Source organism: Escherichia sp. MOD1-EC4550, from assembly GCF_963876935.1.
In the GTDB taxonomy this organism is placed as follows: Bacteria; Pseudomonadota; Gammaproteobacteria; order Enterobacterales; family Enterobacteriaceae; genus Escherichia; species Escherichia coli_F.
The window spans coordinates 23,047-43,534 of sequence record NZ_CAWNSE010000007.1; the positions used below are offsets into that span (position 1 = coordinate 23,047).

Here is a 20,488-nt window from a genome sequence, read left to right on the forward strand (position 1 = left end):
GCTACACTACCACTACATTCCTTTGTGGAGAACACTTACCAGGTTTTACCGATGTTAAACTGGAACTGTTCTGCCTTGTCTCCATCGTACTTTTTGAACGGCTGGGCGTAGGAGAACACCAACGGCCCCAATGGGGACATCCATTGTAATGCGATACCCGCAGACATACGGATATTGCTTGGATCACTATAGTCCGGATATCCAGAATATTGGCTGGAATCCCAGTTTGTATCCCAAACGGTACCCATATCCCAGAAGAAGGAAGTACGAACCGAGTTAGCATACTTGTCGCTAATGAACGGCGTCGGGGTGATGAACTCGAGGCTGGCAACCGCCATAGCGTTACCGCCTACAGCATCATCCGATTTACACAGGTCTTTCGCGCCGTCCTGAGTCGCACATTCGTAATCATAGTCCGGATCATAATTACTGGCCTGATGCGGGAAGTAAACTGCTTTCGGACCAATGGTATTGGACTGGAAGCCACGCACGGTGCTGGAACCACCGGCATAGAAGTTCTCGTAGAACGGCATCTCTTTGCCGCCTAAACCATCACCATAACCCCAGCGGGTACGACCCAGAACAACCCATTTGTGATCGTCATCGATCGGCACATAAGTCGCCGTGTCTAACGTCACTTTGTAGTATTCGTTATCCGATCCCGGAATGGTCACTTTACCGGTCAGGTTGACACGTGAACCATCTGTCGGGAAGTAACCACGGTCAAGCTTGTTATAGGTCCAACCATAGTTGAACGTGAAGTCGTCCGTTTTGAAGCTGTTATCCTGATCAGAGGTACTCGGATGTTCACCCATAGAGTACAGATAACGCCACATCGCAACCTGAGGCTGCATGTTGGACAGGGAGTTATGTACATAACCCAGACCTGCACGCAGCGAGTTATATTCGTTGATCGGGAAGCCCAACGTCACGTCTGTACCATAACTCTTGTTGGTATAGTCGGACAGGTCGGCGTCATCTGCCTGGAAGTCATTATAGAAGAGACGACCACCGAGGCTTACGCCGTCTACGGTGAAGTACGGGTTGGTTACCGACAGTTCAGCATAGGTCTGGTAATCGTTTTTGGTCCCGTTGATACCAACAGCATAACCCGTACCTAACCAGTTATCCTGTTGCACACCAGCCTGGAAGCTCACGCCACTTTCAGTACCGTAACCAATCCCGAAGTTGAAGCTACCGGTGTTACGTTCTTTCACCTTGTAGACTACATCAACCTGGTCCGGGCTACCCGGAACACGTTGGGTATCGGTATCGACAGTTTCAAAGAAGCCCAGACGATTCAGACGCTCCTTACCCTGATCGACCAGATCGCTCCCCAGCCATGCACCTTCCATCTGACGCATTTCGCGACGCAGGACGGCATCTTTCGAGGTATCGTTACCTTCAAAACGGATCTTACGCACGTAGAAACGGTTACCCGCATCAACGTTCACGCGTAATTTAACGGTTTTGTCGGCATCGTTAATTTCAGGCATCGACTGTACGCGCGGATAGGCATAACCATAGCGACCAAGAAGCTTTTTAATGTCATCTTCCATTTTGGTCACTTTGGTGCCGTTATACAGCTCGCCCGGCTCGATCTTAGTCAGCTGCTCAATTTCAGCGGAGTGCCCGGCAAGGTTGCCGCTCACTTCAACGCCAGAAAGCTTGTACTGATCGCCTTCGGTGATGTTCACCGTGACGTAAATACCTTTTTTATCTGGCGTCAGACTGACCTGGGTAGAGTCGATGTTGAAACGGGCATAACCGCGATCCAGATAGTAACTGCGCAGGGTTTCAAGGTCGCCCGCCAGTTTCTGTTTCTGGTATTTACGATCGCCTACCACGTTCCACCACGGCACTTCGTCACGCAGTTGGAAATGAGAGATCAGTTCGTCGGTGGTGAAAGCATGGTTACCAACAATGTTAATTTGCTGGATTTCAGCTGACACACCTTCCTGGAACACCAGCTTGAGGTCAACACGGTTGCGCGGCAGCGGGGTCACGACAGCTTTAACGCTGGCGCTATATTTACCGACGCTGTAGTAGAAGTCTTCCAGACCTTTCTCGATATCGGCAATGGTGGTGCGATCGAGGGATTCGCCCACACGCACGCCAGAAGCCTCGAGGTTTTGCTTCAGCATGTCATCTTTCACCGATTTGTTACCGGAGAAAGTAATGCTGGCAATGGTCGGACGTTCTTTTACCTGAACCAGAAGGGTATCACCATCACGAAGGACGCGAACATCCTCAAAGTTGCCGGTAGCAAACAGAGCGCGAATGGTATTACTGATATCTTCATCATTAACCGTGTCGCCTGTGCGCACCGGCATACTGAGGAGGGCCGCACCAACGGCGACACGCTGAAGGCCTTCGAAATGAATATCTTTCACTACGAACCCTTCAGCACCGTATACGGTGGCGCTGCTAAACAGCAGCGACGCTATGAGCAACTTTTTCATCGCCATCGTTATTATGCGTTCTTCCTAACTAACTCTCATAACCGAGAGAAATCATTGAAAAGTGCAAGCCCCATTAACAGCACCAGCAGAATCGAGCCAATGCGATAACAAAAGTCTTGAACCCGCTCGGATACCGGTCCGCCCTTGATCTTTTCGATCGCAAGGAACAGCAGATGCCCCCCATCAAGTACGGGCAACGGAAACAGGTTAATTATTCCTAAGTTCACGCTAATGAGCGCAAGAAACGGCAGGTAATAAACAACCCCGAGTTCCGCTGTCATCCCAGCCCCCTTGGCGATAGAGATCGGCCCACTGAGGTTGTTCAGTTTCACATCACCGGTGATCAATTTTCCCAGCATACTGACCGTCAGCTTCATCAGCTGCCACGTTTTGTCCGTGGCTTCGACGATGGCGTTGAACGGCCCATACTGGCGTACAACTTTATACTCATCTGGCAAAGGAATGACTTTCGGCTCAATACCGACAAAACCAATCGCTTTACCATTACCCGGTTTACTCTCCGGGATTAATGTCAAAGACAAGGGACTCCCCTGTCTTTCGATTTCTAACGCTAAGGATTTACCCGGGTTATCCCGGACAAGCATCACAAAGGTCACCCACTGCGTTAAGGGCTGACCATCGACTTTAACGATCCTGTCGCCTGCTTGCAAACCTGCCTTGCTTGCGGCCGTGTTTGGCTGCACATTTTCCAGTACAGGTTCAATTTGCGGGCCACGAGGACGAATCCCCAGCGAAGATACCGGATCTTCTTTATCAGGCTCAAACGCCCAGTGACGTAAATCGAGCTTTACATCCCGTCGTTGGTCGCTGCCAAATGGCGCTACCGTAATGGTGGTGCTTTCATCGCCAATTTTATCGACCAACTGCAAACGCACGGCATCCCAATCAGGCGTTTCGATACCATCTACGGCTTTTAGTTCCGTACCTGGTGCAATTTGTGCTTCCGCAGCTATCGAATTGGCTGCTATTTCGCCAACCACCGGACGTACGCCAGGTACACCAATAATAAAAACCAGCCAGTAGGCAAAGATAGCAAAAATGAAGTTTGCAACCGGACCTGCGGCAATAATCGCCGCACGTTGGCCGACAGATTTATTATTGAAGGCATGGTGGCGGAGTTCCGGAACAACCGGTTCTGCGCGCTCATCCAGCATTTTGACATAACCGCCCAACGGGATCAGGGCGATGACATATTCGGTGCCTAGCTTATCAGTTCGGCGCCAGAGCGCCTTGCCAAAACCTATTGAGAAACGCTCAACGCGAACACCACAACGCCGGGCAACCCAGAAATGACCAAATTCATGCACGGTGATAAGTACACCCAGTGCAACGATGAACGAAGCCAAATCCCAGAGAAAACTCAGCATATTACCTTCCGTTAAAGCGTCCTGAATACCAGTAACAACAAGCAAGCAAAGACCGGTACCGCAGCCGTCAGACTATCAATACGATCTAAAATACCACCGTGTCCTGGAATTAAATGACCGCTGTCCTTAATTCCTGCTTCACGCTTAAACATACTCTCGGTCAGATCGCCGAGCACTGAGGCTAACGCTGCGACAATAGAGCAAATGAGTAAGGTGACGGGAGCGACGTCGAGATTCGCCCACATGCCATAACCCCATGAGATTACCGCTGCAGTCGCGAGTCCACCGATAAAGCCTTGCCAGGTTTTACCCGGAGAAACCTTCGGTGCCAGCTTATGTTTACCAAACAATTTGCCAAACATATATGCGCCAGAGTCAGCGCCCCATACCAGGATCATGACATAGAGCAGCCATATTGCGCCACTGTAATGATTCTCGTCGTAGTGCCAGGCCCGTAACGCCAGCATGCCCCAGAAGAAGGGAACAATGGTTAGCACGCCAAAAATAATGCGCAATGTTTTAGAGTTACGCCAGATTGCTGCGGAACCTGGGTAAAACAGCACCAGCAATAGCGCGACAATCCACCAACCCAGCGAAGCCCAAAGTGAGATTTCAACCAGCGGTTGATGAATATTTCGGTGATATTCCGGCAACAGAAAAAGCATCAGCGCCAACAATAACCCACATAACACCGCCAACCATACTCGCTGCGAGCGAGTGGTAAAACCGCTAAGCTGTCCCCATTCCCACGCTGCCAGCATGCAGACCACCAGCGTTACAATGGCGAACCCCACCGGCGGCAACAGAAACAACGCCGCGATGACGACGGGTATTAACACAAAAGCAGATATCAGGCGATACTTCAGCAAAAGCGACCCCCATCAGGCTGTTTCATCACCGGGCTCGGTGCCGCCGAAACGACGCTCTCGATTAGCAAAGGCATTTAACGCCCCTTCAAAGTCTTGTTCATCGAAATCGGGCCAGAGAACATCTGTAAAGTAAAGTTCGGCATAGGCAATTTGCCAAAGCAAAAAGTTACTAATGCGATGCTCTCCCCCAGTCCTAATTACTAAATCTACAGGGGCCAGTTCATGCATACAGACATGCTGGTTTAGCATCTCTTCATCTATCTGATCTGGTTGCAGGTTTCCTTGCTGCACCTTTTCAGCCAGTTGCCTGACTCCCTGGACTATATCCCAACGTCCACCGTAGTTCGCCGCAATATTCAGCGTTAGACCGGTATTTCCGGCTGTTAGCGCTTCCGATTTACGAATACGTTCTTGCAAACGCGAGTTAAAGCGACTGGTATCGCCAATAATACGCAGACGTACGTTATGTCGGTGCAGGCTTTTTACTTCGCTATCGAGCGCCCAAACAAACAGTTCCATTAACGCACTGACTTCCTGCGCTGGTCGGTTCCAGTTTTCACTACTAAAGGCATACAGCGTTAACGCCTCAATACCGTTGTTGGCCGCAAAAGAGACAGCCCGGCGGACGGATTTTGCCCCGGCTTTATGCCCAAAGGCACGAATCTTCCCTTGCTTTTTTGCCCAGCGACCATTGCCGTCCATAATGATCGCAACATGACGACAGCCATGTACTGGCAATTTTTCGCTAAGTGGTTGAGTAGCAGACAACATCACGCGTTTCTTATTCCCTGACAGGGTTTACGGTACTCAGGAATACTGAAGCCTATACAAAAAAAAGCCGTGTAAAACCACGGCATACCTGACCTTATAAAGCCAACTACTTATGGTCAGATGGCGCAGACTATATCACTGAAGCCCTACGCTAACAAATAGCACGACTCTCTGTAGCCGGATTATCCTCAGCTTGCGAGACGCGTCACCTCTTTTCTGGCGACTTCACGCGCGTTCGTATCAACAGATAACACATCGTCCACGCATTGTGGTTCGCGCATATCCATTTTTTCCAGTACGGATAAATTCAACGCGGCGATATCCGTAAAGCGGATTTGTTGCGCAAGAAAGGCTGCAACGGTGATTTCGTTTGCGGCATTCAATGCAGTCGTCGCAGCCTGGCCTTGTTCGAACGCGTCCATTGCCAGTTTAAGGCATGGATAGCGATCATAATCCGGTGCGGCAAATGTCAACGCACTGAGTTTGCAAAAATCGAGCGGCTTCACACCAGAGTTCACGCGATTCGGCCAGGCCATGGTGTGGGCAATTGGCGTACGCATATCCGGTTCACCCAACTGCGCCAGAACACTGCCGTCCTGATAACGCACCATTGAGTGAATCACTGACTGCGGATGAATCAGCACTTCCATCTGGCTGGCACTGGCGTTAAACAACCAACGCGCTTCAATGTATTCCAGACCTTTGTTCATCATGGTAGCCGAATCGACAGAAATTTTACGCCCCATCGACCAGTTCGGATGACGGCAGGCTTGATCCGGCGTCATTGTTGCCAAATCGCGCAATGGCGTCTCACGGAAAGGGCCACCAGACCCGGTAAGCAAAATGGACACCACGCCATTTTGCTCAAGGTCAGCGTATCCCAGATTATGCTGGATAGGTTGCGGTAAACTCTGAAAAATGGCGTTATGTTCGCTATCGACTGGTAACAATTGCGCTTTGCTCTGCTTTACGGCGTCCATAAACAGACGTCCGCAAGTGACCAGTGATTCTTTATTGGCCAGCAAAATGGTTTTACCCGCGCGGATCGCAGCAAGCGTAGGTAACAGCCCAGCAGCGCCAACAATGGCTGCCATCACCTGATCAACATCCTCAAGCGCTGCCATATCGCAAGCGGCTTGTTGCCCACTTAAGACTTCGGTGCGGCTACCCTGTTGCTGTAGCATCGTTTTAAGAAGTTTCGCACTCGCTTCATCGTCCATTACGGCATAGCGGGGAGAGAATTCCAGGCACTGCTCTACCATGCAAGTGACATTTTTGCCTGCCACCAGCGCAACTACGCGGAAGTGTTCGGGATTATGGCGCACCACGTCCAGCGTGCTGCAACCAATCGAGCCGGTCGAGCCCAGAATGGTGAGTTGCTTCATGAAACATCCAGAGTTGAGACAGAATAAAAAGCAAAACGCCGCCAGCCGATCCGCAAGGATCTACTGAGCGGCGTTTTTTGTCGTTCAAGAAATCAGAACTGCATCAGTTCTGCTTCTTTGTCTGCCAGCGCCGCTTCAATTTTCTTGATTGCAGCATCAGTCAGTTTCTGTACATCGTCCTGAGAACGGCGATCGTCGTCTTCGCTGATCTCTTTATCTTTCAACAGTGCTTTCACTTTGTCGTTCGCGTCACGACGCACGTTACGTACTGCAACACGCGCTTGTTCTGCTTCACCACGAACGATTTTGGTCAGATCTTTACGACGTTCTTCCGTCAGCGGCGGCAGCGGAACACGGATGTCGCTACCCGCAGAGTTCGGGTTCAGGCCAAGATCGGACGCCATAATCGCTTTTTCAACGGCCGGAGACATTGAACGATCAAACACGTTGATTTTCAGAGTACGGGAATCTTCTACCGTTACGCTTGCCAGCTGACGCAGCGGCGTCGGCGTGCCGTAATATTCCACGACAATGCCATCCAGCAGGCTGGGAGAAGCACGACCCGTGCGTATTTTGCTGATTTGGGTTTTGAACGCTTCTACGCATTTGTCCATGCGTACTTCAGCATCTTTTCTGATATCGCTAATCACGTTACGAATCCTTGAAAACTTGTCTCAGTCAGACCAGACAGTCACACACAGTGGAAGTGTGCTAAGTATAGCCCTGATTAAACATATTACGGGTAATCGTCTGGATTATTAGGCTATTTTATTTGCCATTTTGGCCCCGGGCAGTGCTCGCCATCCTCACGTACTTGTGTACGCTCCGGTTGCTGCGCGCTGGCCGTGACCAAACTGCCTGCAACAATAACGCCTTATAACCAGACTTACGCCCCCGCGATACTTACGCGGAATCTTACCCTTATTTATCCATCACGGGAATTATTCCGTGATTAAAGTCCCTTCTTTTTCACCCATTACCACACGGCGCAGCGCACCCGGTTTGTTCATGTTGAAAACACGAATCGGTAATTTATGGTCACGAGCCAGCGTGAAGGCCGCCAGGTCCATGACTTTCAGCTCTTTTTCCAGCACTTCGCTGTAAGTCAGTTGCTCGTACATGGTTGCGGTTGGATCTTTCGCCGGATCAGCGGTAAACACGCCGTCAACTTTGGTTGCTTTCAGCACCACATCAGCTTCAATTTCGATACCACGCAGGCAAGCTGCTGAGTCGGTGGTAAAGAACGGGTTACCTGTACCGGCGGAGAGGATCACCACACGGTTGTTGCGCAACAAGCTGATAGCTTCTGCCCAGCTGTAGCTGTCGCACACGCCATTCAATGGAATAGCGGACATCAGACGAGCGTTCACATAGGCGCGGTGCAGTGCATCACGCATTGCCAGGCCGTTCATTACGGTCGCCAGCATTCCCATGTGGTCGCCCACAACGCGGTTCATACCCGCTTTCGCCAGACCAGCGCCACGGAACAGGTTACCCCCACCAATCACCACACCAACCTGAATACCCAGTTCAACCAGTTCTTTGATTTCCTGAGCCATGCGATCCAGTATGCTTGCATCAATACCGAAGCCTTCCGTGCCCTGCAGAGCTTCGCCACTCAACTTAAGCAGAATGCGTTTATAGACGGGTTTTGCATTGGTAGCCATGTTTCTTTCCTGAGACTGTCAACGATTGAAATGAATTAATACCGGCGACATTGTACGTCGCTTTTCAGCGCAGCCCCATAAGGGTTAGCTGAATTTACAAGATGGGCGCAAAAAGAAGCCGCCCTCAGGCGGCTCCTTTTCGATAATTAAGACTGCTTGGACATCGCAGCAACTTCTGCTGCAAAGTCAGTCTCAACTTTCTCGATGCCTTCACCTACTTCGAAGCGGATGAAGCCAGTCACTTCAGCGTTATGCTCTTTCAGCAGCTGACCAACAGTTTTGCTTGGTTCCATAACGAACGGCTGACCGGTCAGAGAAACTTCGCCGGTGAATTTCTTCATGCGGCCTTCAACCATTTTCTCTGCGATTTCTTTCGGCTTACCAGACTGCATCGCGATATCCAGCTGAACCTGGTATTCTTTCTCTACCACTTCAGCGGAAACGTCTTCCGGTTTGATGAATTCTGGTTTGCTTGCAGCAACATGCATAGCGATGTGTTTAACCAGCTCTTCGTCAGCGCCTTTAGCAGCAACCAGAACGCCGATACGCGCACCGTGCTGATAAGAACCCAGAACGTCGCCTTCCAGCGCAGCAACGCGGCGAATGTTGATGTTTTCACCGATTTTCGCTACCAGCGCAACACGTTCTTCTTCGAACTGTGCTTTCAGAACTTCAACGTCAGTGATTTTGCCAGCAACAGCTGCGTCCAGAACTTTGTCTGCGAACGCCTGGAAACCAGCGTCTTTTGCAACGAAGTCAGTCTGGCAGTTAACTTCCAGAATGATGCCGTAGTTGCCGTCGATTTTGGTTTTGATCACGCCGTCAGCAGCAACGTTGCCTGCTTTTTTCGCTGCTTTAATAGCACCGGACTTACGCATGTTTTCGATTGCCAGCTCGATGTCGCCGTTAGCTTCAGTCAGTGCTTTTTTGCAATCCATCATGCCTGCGCCAGTACGCTCACGCAGCTCTTTTACCAGGGATGCGGTAATTTCAGCCATTCTAAAATCCTCGGAGATGTGATCTGCCCGGCATTAAACCGCACAGATATAAAAGTGAAAAAGGGGGCCATATGCAGGCCCCCTAACCAAACGTGTACTACCTGGTCTATAAGGGCTCTCCCCCTTCATATTTCGCGCCGCAGATGCGTTGTCTTCGCTCGCTCATCCCGGTCACTTACTGATGTAAGCTCCCGGGAATTCTCGAGCTTGCCGCCTTTCTGCAACTCGAACTATTTTGGGGGAGTTATCAAGCCTTATTACTCAGCTTCTACGAAGCTTTCTTCCGCCTGGGAAGCCAGATCCTGAGAACGGCCTTCACGTACGGTTGCAGCAACAGCGCCCAGGTACAGGGTCACAGCACGGATTGCGTCGTCGTTACCCGGGATAACGAAGTCAACACCGTCCGGATCAGAGTTGGTATCAACGATAGCAAATACCGGAATACCCAGGTTGTTTGCTTCTTTGATAGCAATGTGTTCGTGGTCAGCATCGATTACAAACAGAGCGTCCGGCAGACCGCCCATGTCTTTGATACCGCCCAGGCTGTTTTCCAGTTTCTCCAGCTCACGAGTGCGCATCAGCGCTTCTTTCTTGGTCAGCTTGTCGAAAGTACCGTCCTGAGACTGAGTTTCCAGGTCTTTCAGACGTTTGATGGACTGACGAACGGTTTTCCAGTTAGTCAGCATACCGCCCAGCCAGCGATGGTTCACGAAGAACTGGTCGCAGCTCAGAGCAGCGTCTTTCACCGCTTCGCTTGCAGCGCGTTTAGTACCAACGAAAAGGATTTTACCTTTACGAGAAGCAATCTTGTTCAGTTCAGCCAGAGCTTCGTTGAACATCGGTACAGTTTTCTCAAGGTTGATGATGTGAACTTTGTTACGCGCACCGAAGATGAACGGCTTCATTTTCGGGTTCCAGTAACGGGTCTGGTGACCGAAGTGAACACCAGCCTTGAGCATGTCGCGCATGGAAACAGTTGCCATGATTAAAACCTCTATATAAAAGTTGGGGTTATGCCTCCACGTATCCCATATTACCGACCCTAAAGGGCACCCCGGAATATGTGCCGATACGTGTGTGTTGTTACACAAAGTGAGATTGTCGCTTCCGTCCAGTCTGTGTATACGAAATGGATCGGAAGTCCGGCGCGCTTTATACCACAAATACGTCGTGGACACCAATAATTGTTGGCGCTGTGTACAGCATCAGACGATGAATTTTCTATTATAGAAAACGTTCAGTGGCACGTTTGGCGAAATTCAGAATGATTCTCAATTTGCCCGGGTGTGATACCATTGACGACACTTACATATATATTGTCGGTATCACCGACGCTGATGGACAGAATTAATGGCTATCTCAATCAAGACCCCAGAAGATATCGAAAAAATGCGCGTCGCTGGCCGACTGGCTGCCGAAGTGCTGGAAATGATCGAACCGTATGTTAAACCGGGCGTCAGCACTGGCGAGCTGGATCGCATCTGTAATGATTACATTGTTAATGAACAACACGCGGTTTCTGCCTGCCTCGGCTATCACGGCTATCCGAAATCCGTGTGTATCTCTATTAATGAAGTGGTGTGCCACGGTATCCCTGACGACGCCAAGCTGCTGAAAGATGGCGATATCGTTAACATCGACGTCACTGTAATCAAAGATGGTTTCCACGGCGATACCTCAAAAATGTTTATCGTTGGTAAGCCAACCATCATGGGCGAACGTCTATGCCGCGTAACGCAAGAGAGCCTTTACCTGGCGCTGCGCATGGTAAAACCGGGCATTAATCTGCGCGAAATCGGTGCGGCGATTCAGAAATTTGTCGAAGCAGAAGGCTTCTCCGTCGTTCGTGAATATTGCGGACACGGTATTGGTCGCGGCTTCCACGAAGAACCGCAGGTGCTGCACTATGACTCCCGTGAAACCAACGTCGTGCTGAAACCGGGGATGACCTTCACCATCGAGCCAATGGTCAACGCGGGCAAAAAAGAGATCCGCACCATGAAAGATGGCTGGACGGTAAAAACCAAAGATCGCAGCTTGTCTGCACAATATGAGCATACTATTGTGGTGACCGATAACGGCTGCGAAATTCTGACGCTACGCAAGGATGACACCATCCCGGCGATAATCTCGCACGAAGAATAAGATGAAGCCGGCGAATGCCGGCTTTTTTAATACGATAATTTAATCTTATGGGTGGCGCACAATGAATACCCTTCCAGAACAGTATGCAAACACCGCTCTCCCCACCCTGCCCGGTCAACCGCAAAATCCATGCGCCTGGCCCCGTGATGAATTAACCGTTTGTGGGATAAAAGCCCATATTGATACCTTCCAGCGTTGGCTGGGTGATGCCTTTGACAATGGGAACTCCGCAGAACAATTGATTGAGGCACGCACCGAGTTTATCGACCAACTCCTGCAACGGTTATGGATTGAAGCGGGATTCAGCCAGATTGCCGACCTGGCATTGGTTGCCGTCGGTGGCTATGGCCGCGGTGAATTGCATCCACTTTCCGACATCGATTTACTGATCTTAAGCCGTAAGAAACTCCCGGACGATCAGGCACAGAAAGTTGGCGAGCTATTAACGCTGCTCTGGGATGTGAAGCTGGAAGTCGGTCATAGCGTACGCACGCTTGAGGAGTGCATACTGGAAGGGTTATCGGATTTAACCGTCGCCACCAATTTAATCGAATCCCGCTTGTTAATTGGCGATGTTGCGTTATTCCTCGAACTGCAAAAACATATTTTCAGCGAAGGATTCTGGCCTTCCGACAAGTTCTACGCAGCGAAAGTTGAAGAACAGAACCAGCGCCATCAGCGTTACCACGGCACCAGCTACAACCTTGAGCCAGACATCAAAAGTAGCCCCGGCGGCTTGCGCGATATCCACACTCTGCAATGGGTTGCCCGCCGTCATTTTGGCGCAACATCGCTGGATGAGATGGTTGGATTTGGCTTCTTAACCTCAGCGGAACGGGCGGAATTAAACGAATGTCTGCATATATTGTGGCGTATTCGCTTTGCCCTGCATCTGGTCGTCAGCCGTTACGATAATCGCCTGCTGTTTGATCGCCAACTTAGCGTCGCCCAGCGTCTGAATTACAGTGGCGAAGGTAACGAACCCGTCGAGCAGATGATGAAGGATTACTTCCGCGTTACGCGCCGTGTCAGCGAACTCAACCAGATGCTGCTGCAACTGTTCGATGAAGCCATCCTAGCCCTGCCCGCCGACGAAAAACCACGTCCAATCGACGATGAGTTTCAGCTACGCGGAACGCTGATCGACCTGCGCGATGAAACACTGTTTATGCGCCAGCCGGAAGCCATCTTGCGTATGTTCTACACCATGGTGCGCAACAGTGCGATCACCGGCATTTACTCCACCACGCTGCGCCAGTTGCGCCACGCCCGTCGCCATCTGCAACAACCACTGTGCAATATTCCGGAAGCGCGAAAACTGTTTTTGAGCATTCTACGCCACCCCGGAGCGGTGCGACGCGGACTATTGCCAATGCATCGCCATAGCGTGCTCGGCGCGTATATGCCGCAATGGTCGCATATCGTCGGGCAGATGCAGTTTGACCTGTTCCACGCCTACACGGTGGATGAACATACTATCCGCGTGATGTTGAAACTGGAGAGTTTTGCCAGTGAAGAAACGCGACAGCGCCATCCGTTGTGTGTGGACGTCTGGCCGCGCCTGCCGTCAACTGAGCTGATTTTCATCGCCGCGCTGTTTCACGATATCGCCAAAGGACGCGGCGGCGACCACTCCATTCTCGGTGCTCAGGATGTAGTGCATTTTGCCGAACTCCACGGGCTGAACTCACGCGAAACACAGCTGGTGGCCTGGCTGGTTCGTCAGCACTTGCTGATGTCGGTGACAGCTCAGCGCCGCGATATTCAGGACCCGGAAGTCATCAAGCAGTTTGCCGAAGAAGTGCAAACAGAAAATCGTCTGCGTTATCTGGTATGCCTGACAGTGGCAGACATTTGCGCCACCAACGAAACACTGTGGAACAGCTGGAAGCAAAGTCTGTTGCGTGAGCTCTACTTTGCCACCGAAAAGCAGCTACGGCGCGGAATGCAAAACACGCCGGATATGCGCGAACGCGTTCGCCATCACCAGCTACAGGCGCTGGCGCTACTGCGTATGGACAATATTGACGAAGAGGCACTGCACCATATCTGGTCACGCTGTCGCGCTAACTATTTTGTCCGTCATAGCCCAAATCAACTGGCCTGGCACGCACGCCATTTATTACAGCATGATTTAAGCAAACCGCTGGTATTGCTTAGCCCGCAGGCTACGCGTGGTGGCACGGAGATTTTTATCTGGAGCCCGGACCGCCCATATCTGTTTGCCGCCGTGTGTGCCGAGTTAGACCGCCGCAATTTAAGCGTTCACGACGCACAAATTTTCACCACTCGCGACGGTATGGCAATGGATACCTTCATCGTGCTGGAACCCGATGGCAGCCCGCTGTCCGCAGATCGCCATGACGTTATTCGATTTGGTCTGGAACAGGTGCTGACACAAAGTAGCTGGCAGCCACCGCAGCCACGTCGCCAACCCGCCAAATTGCGCCATTTTACTGTTGAAACCGAAGTGACGTTTTTGCCGACCCATACCGACCGAAAATCATTCCTCGAATTGATTGCCCTCGACCAACCTGGCTTGCTGGCGCGAGTCGGGAAAATTTTTGCCGATCTGGGAATTTCGCTTCATGGCGCCCGAATTACAACCATTGGCGAGCGAGTAGAAGATTTATTCATAATTGCCACCGCTGACCGGCGTGCGCTTAATAACGAGTTGCAGCAGGAAGTGCATCAGCGGTTGACAGAGGCCCTCAATCCAAACGATAAAGGGTGATGTGTTTACTGATATGAAAAGAGTTTAACAATGCAGCAGTTACAGAACATTATTGAAACCGCTTTTGAACGCCGTGCCGAGATCACGCCAGCCAATGCAGACACCGTTACCCGCGAAGCGGTAAATCAGGTGATCGCCCTGCTGGATTCCGGCGCACTGCGTGTAGCGGAAAAAATTGACGGTCAGTGGGTGACGCATCAGTGGTTGAAAAAAGCGGTGCTGCTCTCTTTCCGTATTAATGATAATCAGGTGATCGAAGGGGCAGAAAGCCGCTACTTCGATAAAGTACCGATGAAATTCGCCGACTACGACGAAGCGCGTTTTCAGAAAGAAGGATTCCGCGTTGTACCACCAGCGGCAGTACGTCAAGGTGCGTTTATCGCCCGTAACACTGTGCTGATGCCGTCTTACGTCAACATCGGTGCATATGTTGATGAAGGCACAATGGTTGATACCTGGGCGACCGTCGGTTCCTGTGCGCAGATTGGTAAAAATGTCCACCTTTCCGGTGGCGTGGGTATCGGCGGCGTGCTGGAGCCGCTGCAGGCTAATCCGACCATTATTGAAGATAACTGCTTCATCGGCGCACGCTCTGAAGTGGTTGAAGGGGTGATTGTCGAAGAAGGTTCCGTCATTTCCATGGGCGTATACATCGGTCAGAGCACCCGTATTTACGATCGCGAAACTGGCGAAATTCACTACGGTCGCGTTCCGGCTGGTTCGGTGGTTGTTTCTGGCAACCTGCCGTCGAAAGATGGCAAATACAGCCTTTATTGTGCAGTTATCGTTAAGAAAGTTGACGCGAAAACTCGCGGCAAAGTCGGCATTAACGAACTGCTACGCACCATCGACTAAAAGTATGCACACGGGCAGCACGACGCTGCCCGATTGCTTTCTGGTTCAGAATAATTCGTCCTACTCATTCTTCTTCCCCTTTTTTAAATACTTTTTCATCTTGTTTCGGACTGTCATGTAATTCGCAAAACAAAGATAAATGTGCTAATCCATCCCATGGAATATCGCCACAATAAAGCAGGTAATTTTTTGATTTTTACGCCATGATAGAAGTCTGGAAGAAAAAGGCTTTCTGCGATCACAGTCGAGCCGGGCGGGCCAGGCCAAATGCTAAAATAAGCACAATTTACTGACTCATTTTGAGGTAACGCTATGTACGACAATCTGAAAAGTCTGGGTATTACCAATCCTGAAGAAATTGATCGTTACAGCCTCCGGCAGGAAGCCAACAACGATATTCTGAAAATCTATTTCCAGAAAGACAAAGGCGAGTTTTTCGCCAAGAGCGTGAAGTTTAAATATCCGCGTCAGCGTAAAACGGTCGTCGCTGATGGTGTGGGTCAGGGTTATAAAGAAGTCCAGGAAATCAGCCCGAATCTACGGTATATCATTGATGAGCTTGATCAAATCTGCCAGCGTGACCGCAGCGAAGTTGATCTTAAGCGTAAGATCCTCGACGACTTACGTCACCTGGAGTCAGTAGTAACCAATAAGATCAGCGAGATTGAAGCCGATCTGGAAAAACTGACGCGTAAATAATGTCATTCTGTGGGCCGGGTAAAGTCTCACCCGGCTGTAATTTTGTAATCGACCTACCGCTCTTCATCCAGTTGCAGCGCCACATACAGCAGCAACCTGTCATCAAAATTGCCCAAATCAAGCCCGGTCAGTTCCGATATACGATTAAGCCGATATTCCAGGGTATTACGATGGATAAACAGCGCCTTTGACGTTGCCAGCGGTTGCACATTGTGACGAAACCACGCCGCCAGCGTTCGCCGCAGTAAACCGTTATTGTCCATCGCTTTCAGCCGCGCCAGCGGTCGCGCCAGTTCGTTGGCCTGCCAGTCGCCACGCAAACTGTCGAGCAACACAGGCAACATCAAATCCTGATAAAAATAGCAGCGACTTTCGGGCATCCGCTGTTTACCCACCACCATCGTCGTTTTCGCCGTACGATAAGAGCGGGCAATACTGCCTGGTCCGGTAAAATAGTTACCCAGCGAAACGCGAAAACGTAGCTGACCATACTCTTTCATGCGGGCAATCAGTTGTTCAACTCGCTTACGATGATCTTCTGCATCCCAGCGCCCAAACGAATTCAACGCCGGTTTCAACACCACCATTTCGGTCAGTGAAACAATCGCCACCAGATTATTACGCTCGGGTGTAGTCAGCGCGTTTTGCAGTTGCTGTAACTCCGCCATTGCGCTATCCACGCCAAGTTGACCGCTATCGACCTCAACAATAGCCACCACTCGCGGTTGATTGAGATCGATCCCCAACCGTTGCGCCCATTCAGTGAGTGCGGGAGTATTCTCCTCCGCCTGAATCAGGTTCATCACCAACTCTTCCCGCAAACGGCTATCCTGCGCCAACAGATGCATCAACCGCGACTGTTCCAGCATCATTTCAGCCGTCATGCAGACCAGTTCGCCATATTTACGCAGATTCTCTGGTTCACCAGTCAGGCCGATTACGCCGACAATTTCACCTTCCAGCCGTAATGGTAGATTAATCCCCTGCCGCACACCGTGCAGATGACGTGCCACCGCGTCATCGATATCAACGACTCGTCCCTGTGAAAGTACCAGCAATGCACCTTCGTGCAATTCACCAATACGCTCACGATCGCCGCTGCCGATAATACGCCCGCGGGCATCCATTACGTTAATATTGGTATCAATGATGCGCATGGTGCGCGCCACGATATCCTGCGCCATTTTGGTATCAAGATGCCAGCCAGCCATAAGTCCTCCGTTATGCACGGCTTAGCATAAGGAAGTACGTAACGTACGGCATTGTGCAAATGCCCAAAGGATGAGGAAGATGTATGGAGTTGTGGTGAAGTTCACAGATTGTAAGGAGAACCCCTTCCCGTTTTCAGGAAGGGGTTGAGGAAGATTACTGCATTAACAGATAGATGGTGCTGTCGCCGCGCTGAATATTCAGTGCCAGCACAGACGGTTTGCTGTCGAGAACTTTACGCAGTTCAGCGATGTTTTTCACTGCCTGCTGGTTCGCACCAATAATCACATCACCTTTCTTCAGGCCGATCTGCGCAGCCGGAGTGCCCGTTTTCACGTTGTTCACTACCACGCCCTGATCTTTGCCTTTGTTGCTCATCTCAGCGCCTTCAATGCCGTTGAAGATGGTGCTGGAATCAACCTGATTCTGGCTGCTCTGCTGCAGTTCCAGGTTCACGTTAACCTGCTTCCCGTCGCGCAGTAAGCCCAGGGTCAGTTTGCTGCCTACCGGCATAGTGCCCACCTGAGCACGCAGTGCGGCAAAGCTGCTGATTGGCTTACCGTTCAGTGAGGTGATCACATCACCCGCTTTAATGCCCGCTTTCGCGGCGGAAGAGTTCGGCAGAACCTGGCTTACGAAAGCACCGCGCTGGGCGTCAACTTTCATCGCTTTCGCCAGATCGGAGTTCAGCTCAGTCCCCATAATACCCAGCTCACCGCGTTTCACCTGGCCGTATTCCACCATCTGCGAGGTCAGGTTTTTCACCATGTTACTCGGGATAGCAAAACCGATACCGATGTTGCCGCCGTCCGGTGCGAGGATCGCGGTGTTGATACCGATCAGTTCGCCGTTCAGGTTAACCAGCGCACCACCGGAGTTACCACGGTTGATCGCAGCATCGGTCTGGATGAAGTTTTCATAGTTTTCGGCATTCAGACCGCTACGCCCCAGCGCAGAGACAATCCCGGAAGTTACCGTCTCGCCCAGACCAAACGGGTTACCAATTGCTACGGTGTAATCACCCACGCGCAGTGCATCAGAATCCGCCATCTTAATTGCGGTCAGATTTTTCGGGTTCTGGATCTGGATCAGCGCGATATCAGAGCGCGGATCTTTGCCAACCATCTTCGCGTCGAACTTACGACCATCGCTCAGCTGGACTTTAATCACCGTCGCGTTATCAACAACGTGGTTGTTGGTGACGACATAGCCTTTATCGGCATCAATGATGACGCCGGAACCCAGCGCCATGAATTTCTGTTGCTGGCCGCCGCCATTACCGCCCTGGCCCCCCTGGCAGAACGGAGAGCTCTGGAACGGAGAACCTTCCTGGCAGAACGGAGAATCATCACCGAAGAACTGCTGGAAATTACGCGGCATACGCGGCGTATTAACGGTTGTGCTACCTTCTACGTTAATGCTGACCACTGAAGGCATCACCTTTTCGAGCATCGGTGCAAGGCTTGGCATCTGCTGGGCTGTCGTTGCTGAAGAAGTCTCAGCCGCCGTTGCAGAGAGCGGAGATAACGCCAAACCTAAACTCAGAGCCAGTGCACTCAGTGCTAATGTGGTTTTTTTCATGTATTTCAGTCTCGATTAACAGATAACGCAAAATTGCTGTGTTCTTCAGATTCGTTTTATAGCGCGAAGTTCCGAACTAAAGTTTCTGCAAAAGGTAAAAATTTATTGTTCGTCTTTACAAAAGCCTGGTTATTGTTCTACGGCCATCAGACGTCGGTATTCATCCCAGGCATAGAGGTCGGTCATACCGCTGATATAATCCTGCAGCAGGCGGCAACGGTAATAATATTCCCATAGCGGAAACTCAGGAGAATCTGACGGTAATTTACTGACAGCCTCGACATAGGCCAGCCGATGGCGCGTCGAGAGTTTGTGGAATAAGCGCGATTCAATAGGGAAACGTTTCACCCGTTCTTTTTCTACCAGTTCAGTAAAGTCTGATAACGACAGGCTTAATAAAGGGCGATAAATCTCTAATAATCCGCTAATGACCCGATAGCCCTGCAATTCAAGCTGCTCGACATCTGGATGGCTAAACACATGTTTTACAGCGACATTTTTATATAGCTTTAGAAGATCGCTGCATTCGCTGGCATCTTCCAATAATGCATGATTAAACGTTCCGGCGAAAATCGCAGGCAGATTATCAATAAATCGTTGTGCCGCGTAGGGTACCAGTTTATTTAGGGTGTTTACCCGTAAATACATAAAAAACTGATCTTCCGTACTGCGGCTTAAACTATTTGAGCGTGATTTTTCCCAGGCATTTTCAACCACCAGCGAAAAGAGCGAACCTTTCTCATGCTGGCCCCACGCTTCGTGCAAATGATGATAAAGCTGCTCAACGGTAAATATTCTTTTCTCTACCGCGTCTTCAAGATCTGCCACACAATAGGAGATGTCGTCGGCAGCTTCCATAATCCACGTTAATGGAAAACGACTGTAAAGCGCCAAATTAAGTTCTTTACGCAACCGGGCAATATAGGCTTCTTCAGAAAGATAATAACCCGGCTTTTTCATTAAATAGTGATGTGTCTCAGGCGTTTCACCACGCCACCACGCCGGACGAGTATATTTTAAAATACCGCCAACCTGTGCCCAGGTGAGATTCATCCGCATCAATGTATGCACCAGACGAATGCCTTGTGCATTCCCCTCAAAATGACATAAGTCCTGACGTATTTTGCGCCGCAGCTCGTTAAGCGGTTCTTCCCCGTCCCGTAAACGTAGTGCTGCCACGCTGCAGCGATCGTCAGTCAGAGGCTGGCTTTCGGCATCAGCCGGATACAAACGCTGGCGAAACCAGTCATTTATCGCCGCTTCGCCAAAATGGCCAAACGGCGGATTGCCGATATCGTGCATCAGGCATGACATCTCAACAATACTTTCAAAGGGGCCGGTCAGTTCATCCAGACCATACTCTTCCAGTAATTTAAGCTCTTTCAGACGGCTTAAAATTTCTTTGGCGATGTAGCGCCCCACCTGCTGGACTTCCATTGAATGGGTTAGACGCGTGCGCACGGCGGCATTTCGCTCCAGCGGAAAAACCTGGGTCTTTTGTTGCAGACGACGAATTGCCGGAGAGTTGATAATACGCCCGCGATCGCTCTCAAAGATTCGCAGGATCTCATGTTCGGTTTTAACGCCCTGTGGTGAACGGTAACGACGATGCCAGTTTATTTTTTTTCGGAAATCAATCTGTGCCATGTCCTCTCCCGCGTGAGAAATACGCTTCCCCGTAAGCGCATGGTAAACTATGCCTTCAAATCGGGCTTATCGCGAGTA

The 20,488-nt window shown here is 50.6% G+C and carries 16 protein-coding genes; 4 read left to right on the forward strand and 12 right to left on the reverse strand.

Annotation, left to right across the window (positions count from 1 at the left end):
• Positions 1 to 35: 35 nt before the first annotated feature.
• From bamA to rpsB, 9 genes are all read right to left on the reverse strand, one after another.
• Complete coding sequence (gene bamA, locus AACU19_RS03735) at positions 36 to 2,468, reverse strand: outer membrane protein assembly factor BamA (protein ID WP_001240896.1); 2,433 nt, start codon at positions 2,466 to 2,468, stop codon at positions 36 to 38.
• 29 nt (positions 2,469 to 2,497) lie between these two features.
• Complete coding sequence (gene rseP / locus AACU19_RS03740) at positions 2,498 to 3,850, reverse strand: sigma E protease regulator RseP (RefSeq protein ID WP_105278693.1); 1,353 nt, start codon at positions 3,848 to 3,850, stop codon at positions 2,498 to 2,500.
• Between the two features lie 11 nt (positions 3,851 to 3,861).
• Positions 3,862 to 4,719, reverse strand: coding sequence for a phosphatidate cytidylyltransferase (gene cdsA, locus AACU19_RS03745; RefSeq protein WP_000922437.1), 858 nt, complete (start codon positions 4,717 to 4,719; stop codon positions 3,862 to 3,864).
• A 12-nt stretch (positions 4,720 to 4,731) separates the two neighbouring features.
• Positions 4,732 to 5,490, reverse strand: a complete 759-nt coding sequence (gene ispU / locus AACU19_RS03750) for a (2E,6E)-farnesyl-diphosphate-specific ditrans,polycis-undecaprenyl-diphosphate synthase (protein WP_001517776.1) — start codon at positions 5,488 to 5,490, stop codon at positions 4,732 to 4,734.
• 188 nt (positions 5,491 to 5,678) lie between these two features.
• Complete coding sequence (gene ispC, locus AACU19_RS03755) at positions 5,679 to 6,875, reverse strand: 1-deoxy-D-xylulose-5-phosphate reductoisomerase (RefSeq protein WP_105278694.1); 1,197 nt, start codon at positions 6,873 to 6,875, stop codon at positions 5,679 to 5,681.
• A gap of 92 nt (positions 6,876 to 6,967) precedes the next feature.
• Positions 6,968 to 7,525 carry a ribosome recycling factor gene (frr, locus tag AACU19_RS03760; protein ID WP_000622418.1) on the reverse strand — a complete coding sequence of 186 codons (558 nt, stop codon included), beginning with the start codon at positions 7,523 to 7,525 and terminating at the stop codon, positions 6,968 to 6,970.
• 291 nt (positions 7,526 to 7,816) lie between these two features.
• Entirely contained in the window at positions 7,817 to 8,542 is a 726-nt protein-coding gene (gene pyrH, locus AACU19_RS03765; RefSeq protein WP_000224573.1) for a UMP kinase, read from the reverse strand.
• Between the two features lie 146 nt (positions 8,543 to 8,688).
• On the reverse strand, positions 8,689 to 9,540 hold the full coding sequence (tsf, locus tag AACU19_RS03770; RefSeq protein WP_000818114.1) for a translation elongation factor Ts: 852 nt from the start codon (positions 9,538 to 9,540) through the stop codon (positions 8,689 to 8,691).
• 257 nt (positions 9,541 to 9,797) lie between these two features.
• A complete protein-coding gene (gene rpsB, locus AACU19_RS03775) occupies positions 9,798 to 10,523 on the reverse strand; it encodes a 30S ribosomal protein S2 (protein ID WP_000246882.1) in 726 nt (241 codons plus the stop codon).
• 367 nt (positions 10,524 to 10,890) lie between these two features.
• Between rpsB and map the strand changes: the two genes are divergently transcribed.
• The 4 genes from map (at position 10,891) to AACU19_RS03795 (ending at position 15,973) form a co-directional block, all read left to right on the forward strand.
• Positions 10,891 to 11,685, forward strand: a complete 795-nt coding sequence (map, locus tag AACU19_RS03780; RefSeq protein ID WP_001018200.1) for a type I methionyl aminopeptidase — start codon at positions 10,891 to 10,893, stop codon at positions 11,683 to 11,685.
• 61 nt (positions 11,686 to 11,746) lie between these two features.
• Positions 11,747 to 14,419 (forward strand): bifunctional uridylyltransferase/uridylyl-removing protein GlnD, encoded by a 2,673-nt coding sequence (glnD, locus tag AACU19_RS03785; protein ID WP_105278695.1) that lies wholly within the window; start codon positions 11,747 to 11,749, stop codon positions 14,417 to 14,419.
• A 30-nt stretch (positions 14,420 to 14,449) separates the two neighbouring features.
• Positions 14,450 to 15,274, forward strand: coding sequence for a 2,3,4,5-tetrahydropyridine-2,6-dicarboxylate N-succinyltransferase (dapD, locus tag AACU19_RS03790; protein WP_001186650.1), 825 nt, complete (start codon positions 14,450 to 14,452; stop codon positions 15,272 to 15,274).
• Positions 15,275 to 15,586: 312 nt separating this feature from the next.
• Entirely contained in the window at positions 15,587 to 15,973 is a 387-nt protein-coding gene (locus AACU19_RS03795; RefSeq protein ID WP_000272188.1) for a DUF3461 family protein, read from the forward strand.
• Positions 15,974 to 16,026: 53 nt separating this feature from the next.
• On the opposite strand, the gene cdaR is transcribed toward AACU19_RS03795, so the two are convergent.
• The 3 genes from cdaR to dgt form a co-directional block, all read right to left on the reverse strand.
• Positions 16,027 to 17,184 carry a DNA-binding transcriptional regulator CdaR gene (gene cdaR, locus AACU19_RS03800; protein WP_000929430.1) on the reverse strand — a complete coding sequence of 386 codons (1,158 nt, stop codon included), beginning with the start codon at positions 17,182 to 17,184 and terminating at the stop codon, positions 16,027 to 16,029.
• Positions 17,185 to 17,338: 154 nt separating this feature from the next.
• On the reverse strand, positions 17,339 to 18,763 hold the full coding sequence (degP, locus tag AACU19_RS03805; protein WP_000753942.1) for a serine endoprotease DegP: 1,425 nt from the start codon (positions 18,761 to 18,763) through the stop codon (positions 17,339 to 17,341).
• A 129-nt stretch (positions 18,764 to 18,892) separates the two neighbouring features.
• Positions 18,893 to 20,410 (reverse strand): dGTPase, encoded by a 1,518-nt coding sequence (gene dgt, locus AACU19_RS03810; protein WP_105278696.1) that lies wholly within the window; start codon positions 20,408 to 20,410, stop codon positions 18,893 to 18,895.
• Positions 20,411 to 20,488: the final 78 nt, after the last annotated feature.

Bases quoted from the DNA above. Each gene is read 5' to 3' on its own strand.
- bamA (WP_001240896.1), bottom strand. From the start codon at position 2,468: ATGGCGATGAAAAAGTTGCTCATAGCGTCGCTGCTGTTTAGCAGCGCC.
- rseP (WP_105278693.1), bottom strand. From the start codon at position 3,850: ATGCTGAGTTTTCTCTGGGATTTGGCTTCGTTCATCGTTGCACTGGGT.
- ispU (WP_001517776.1), bottom strand. From the start codon at position 5,490: ATGTTGTCTGCTACTCAACCACTTAGCGAAAAATTGCCAGTACATGGC.
- ispC (WP_105278694.1), bottom strand. From the start codon at position 6,875: ATGAAGCAACTCACCATTCTGGGCTCGACCGGCTCGATTGGTTGCAGC.
- pyrH (WP_000224573.1), bottom strand. From the start codon at position 8,542: ATGGCTACCAATGCAAAACCCGTCTATAAACGCATTCTGCTTAAGTTG.
- tsf (WP_000818114.1), bottom strand. From the start codon at position 9,540: ATGGCTGAAATTACCGCATCCCTGGTAAAAGAGCTGCGTGAGCGTACT.
- rpsB (WP_000246882.1), bottom strand. From the start codon at position 10,523: ATGGCAACTGTTTCCATGCGCGACATGCTCAAGGCTGGTGTTCACTTC.
- map (WP_001018200.1), top strand. From the start codon at position 10,891: ATGGCTATCTCAATCAAGACCCCAGAAGATATCGAAAAAATGCGCGTC.
- glnD (WP_105278695.1), top strand. From the start codon at position 11,747: ATGAATACCCTTCCAGAACAGTATGCAAACACCGCTCTCCCCACCCTG.
- dapD (WP_001186650.1), top strand. From the start codon at position 14,450: ATGCAGCAGTTACAGAACATTATTGAAACCGCTTTTGAACGCCGTGCC.
- AACU19_RS03795 (WP_000272188.1), top strand. From the start codon at position 15,587: ATGTACGACAATCTGAAAAGTCTGGGTATTACCAATCCTGAAGAAATT.
- cdaR (WP_000929430.1), bottom strand. From the start codon at position 17,184: ATGGCTGGCTGGCATCTTGATACCAAAATGGCGCAGGATATCGTGGCG.
- degP (WP_000753942.1), bottom strand. From the start codon at position 18,763: ATGAAAAAAACCACATTAGCACTGAGTGCACTGGCTCTGAGTTTAGGT.
- dgt (WP_105278696.1), bottom strand. From the start codon at position 20,410: ATGGCACAGATTGATTTCCGAAAAAAAATAAACTGGCATCGTCGTTAC.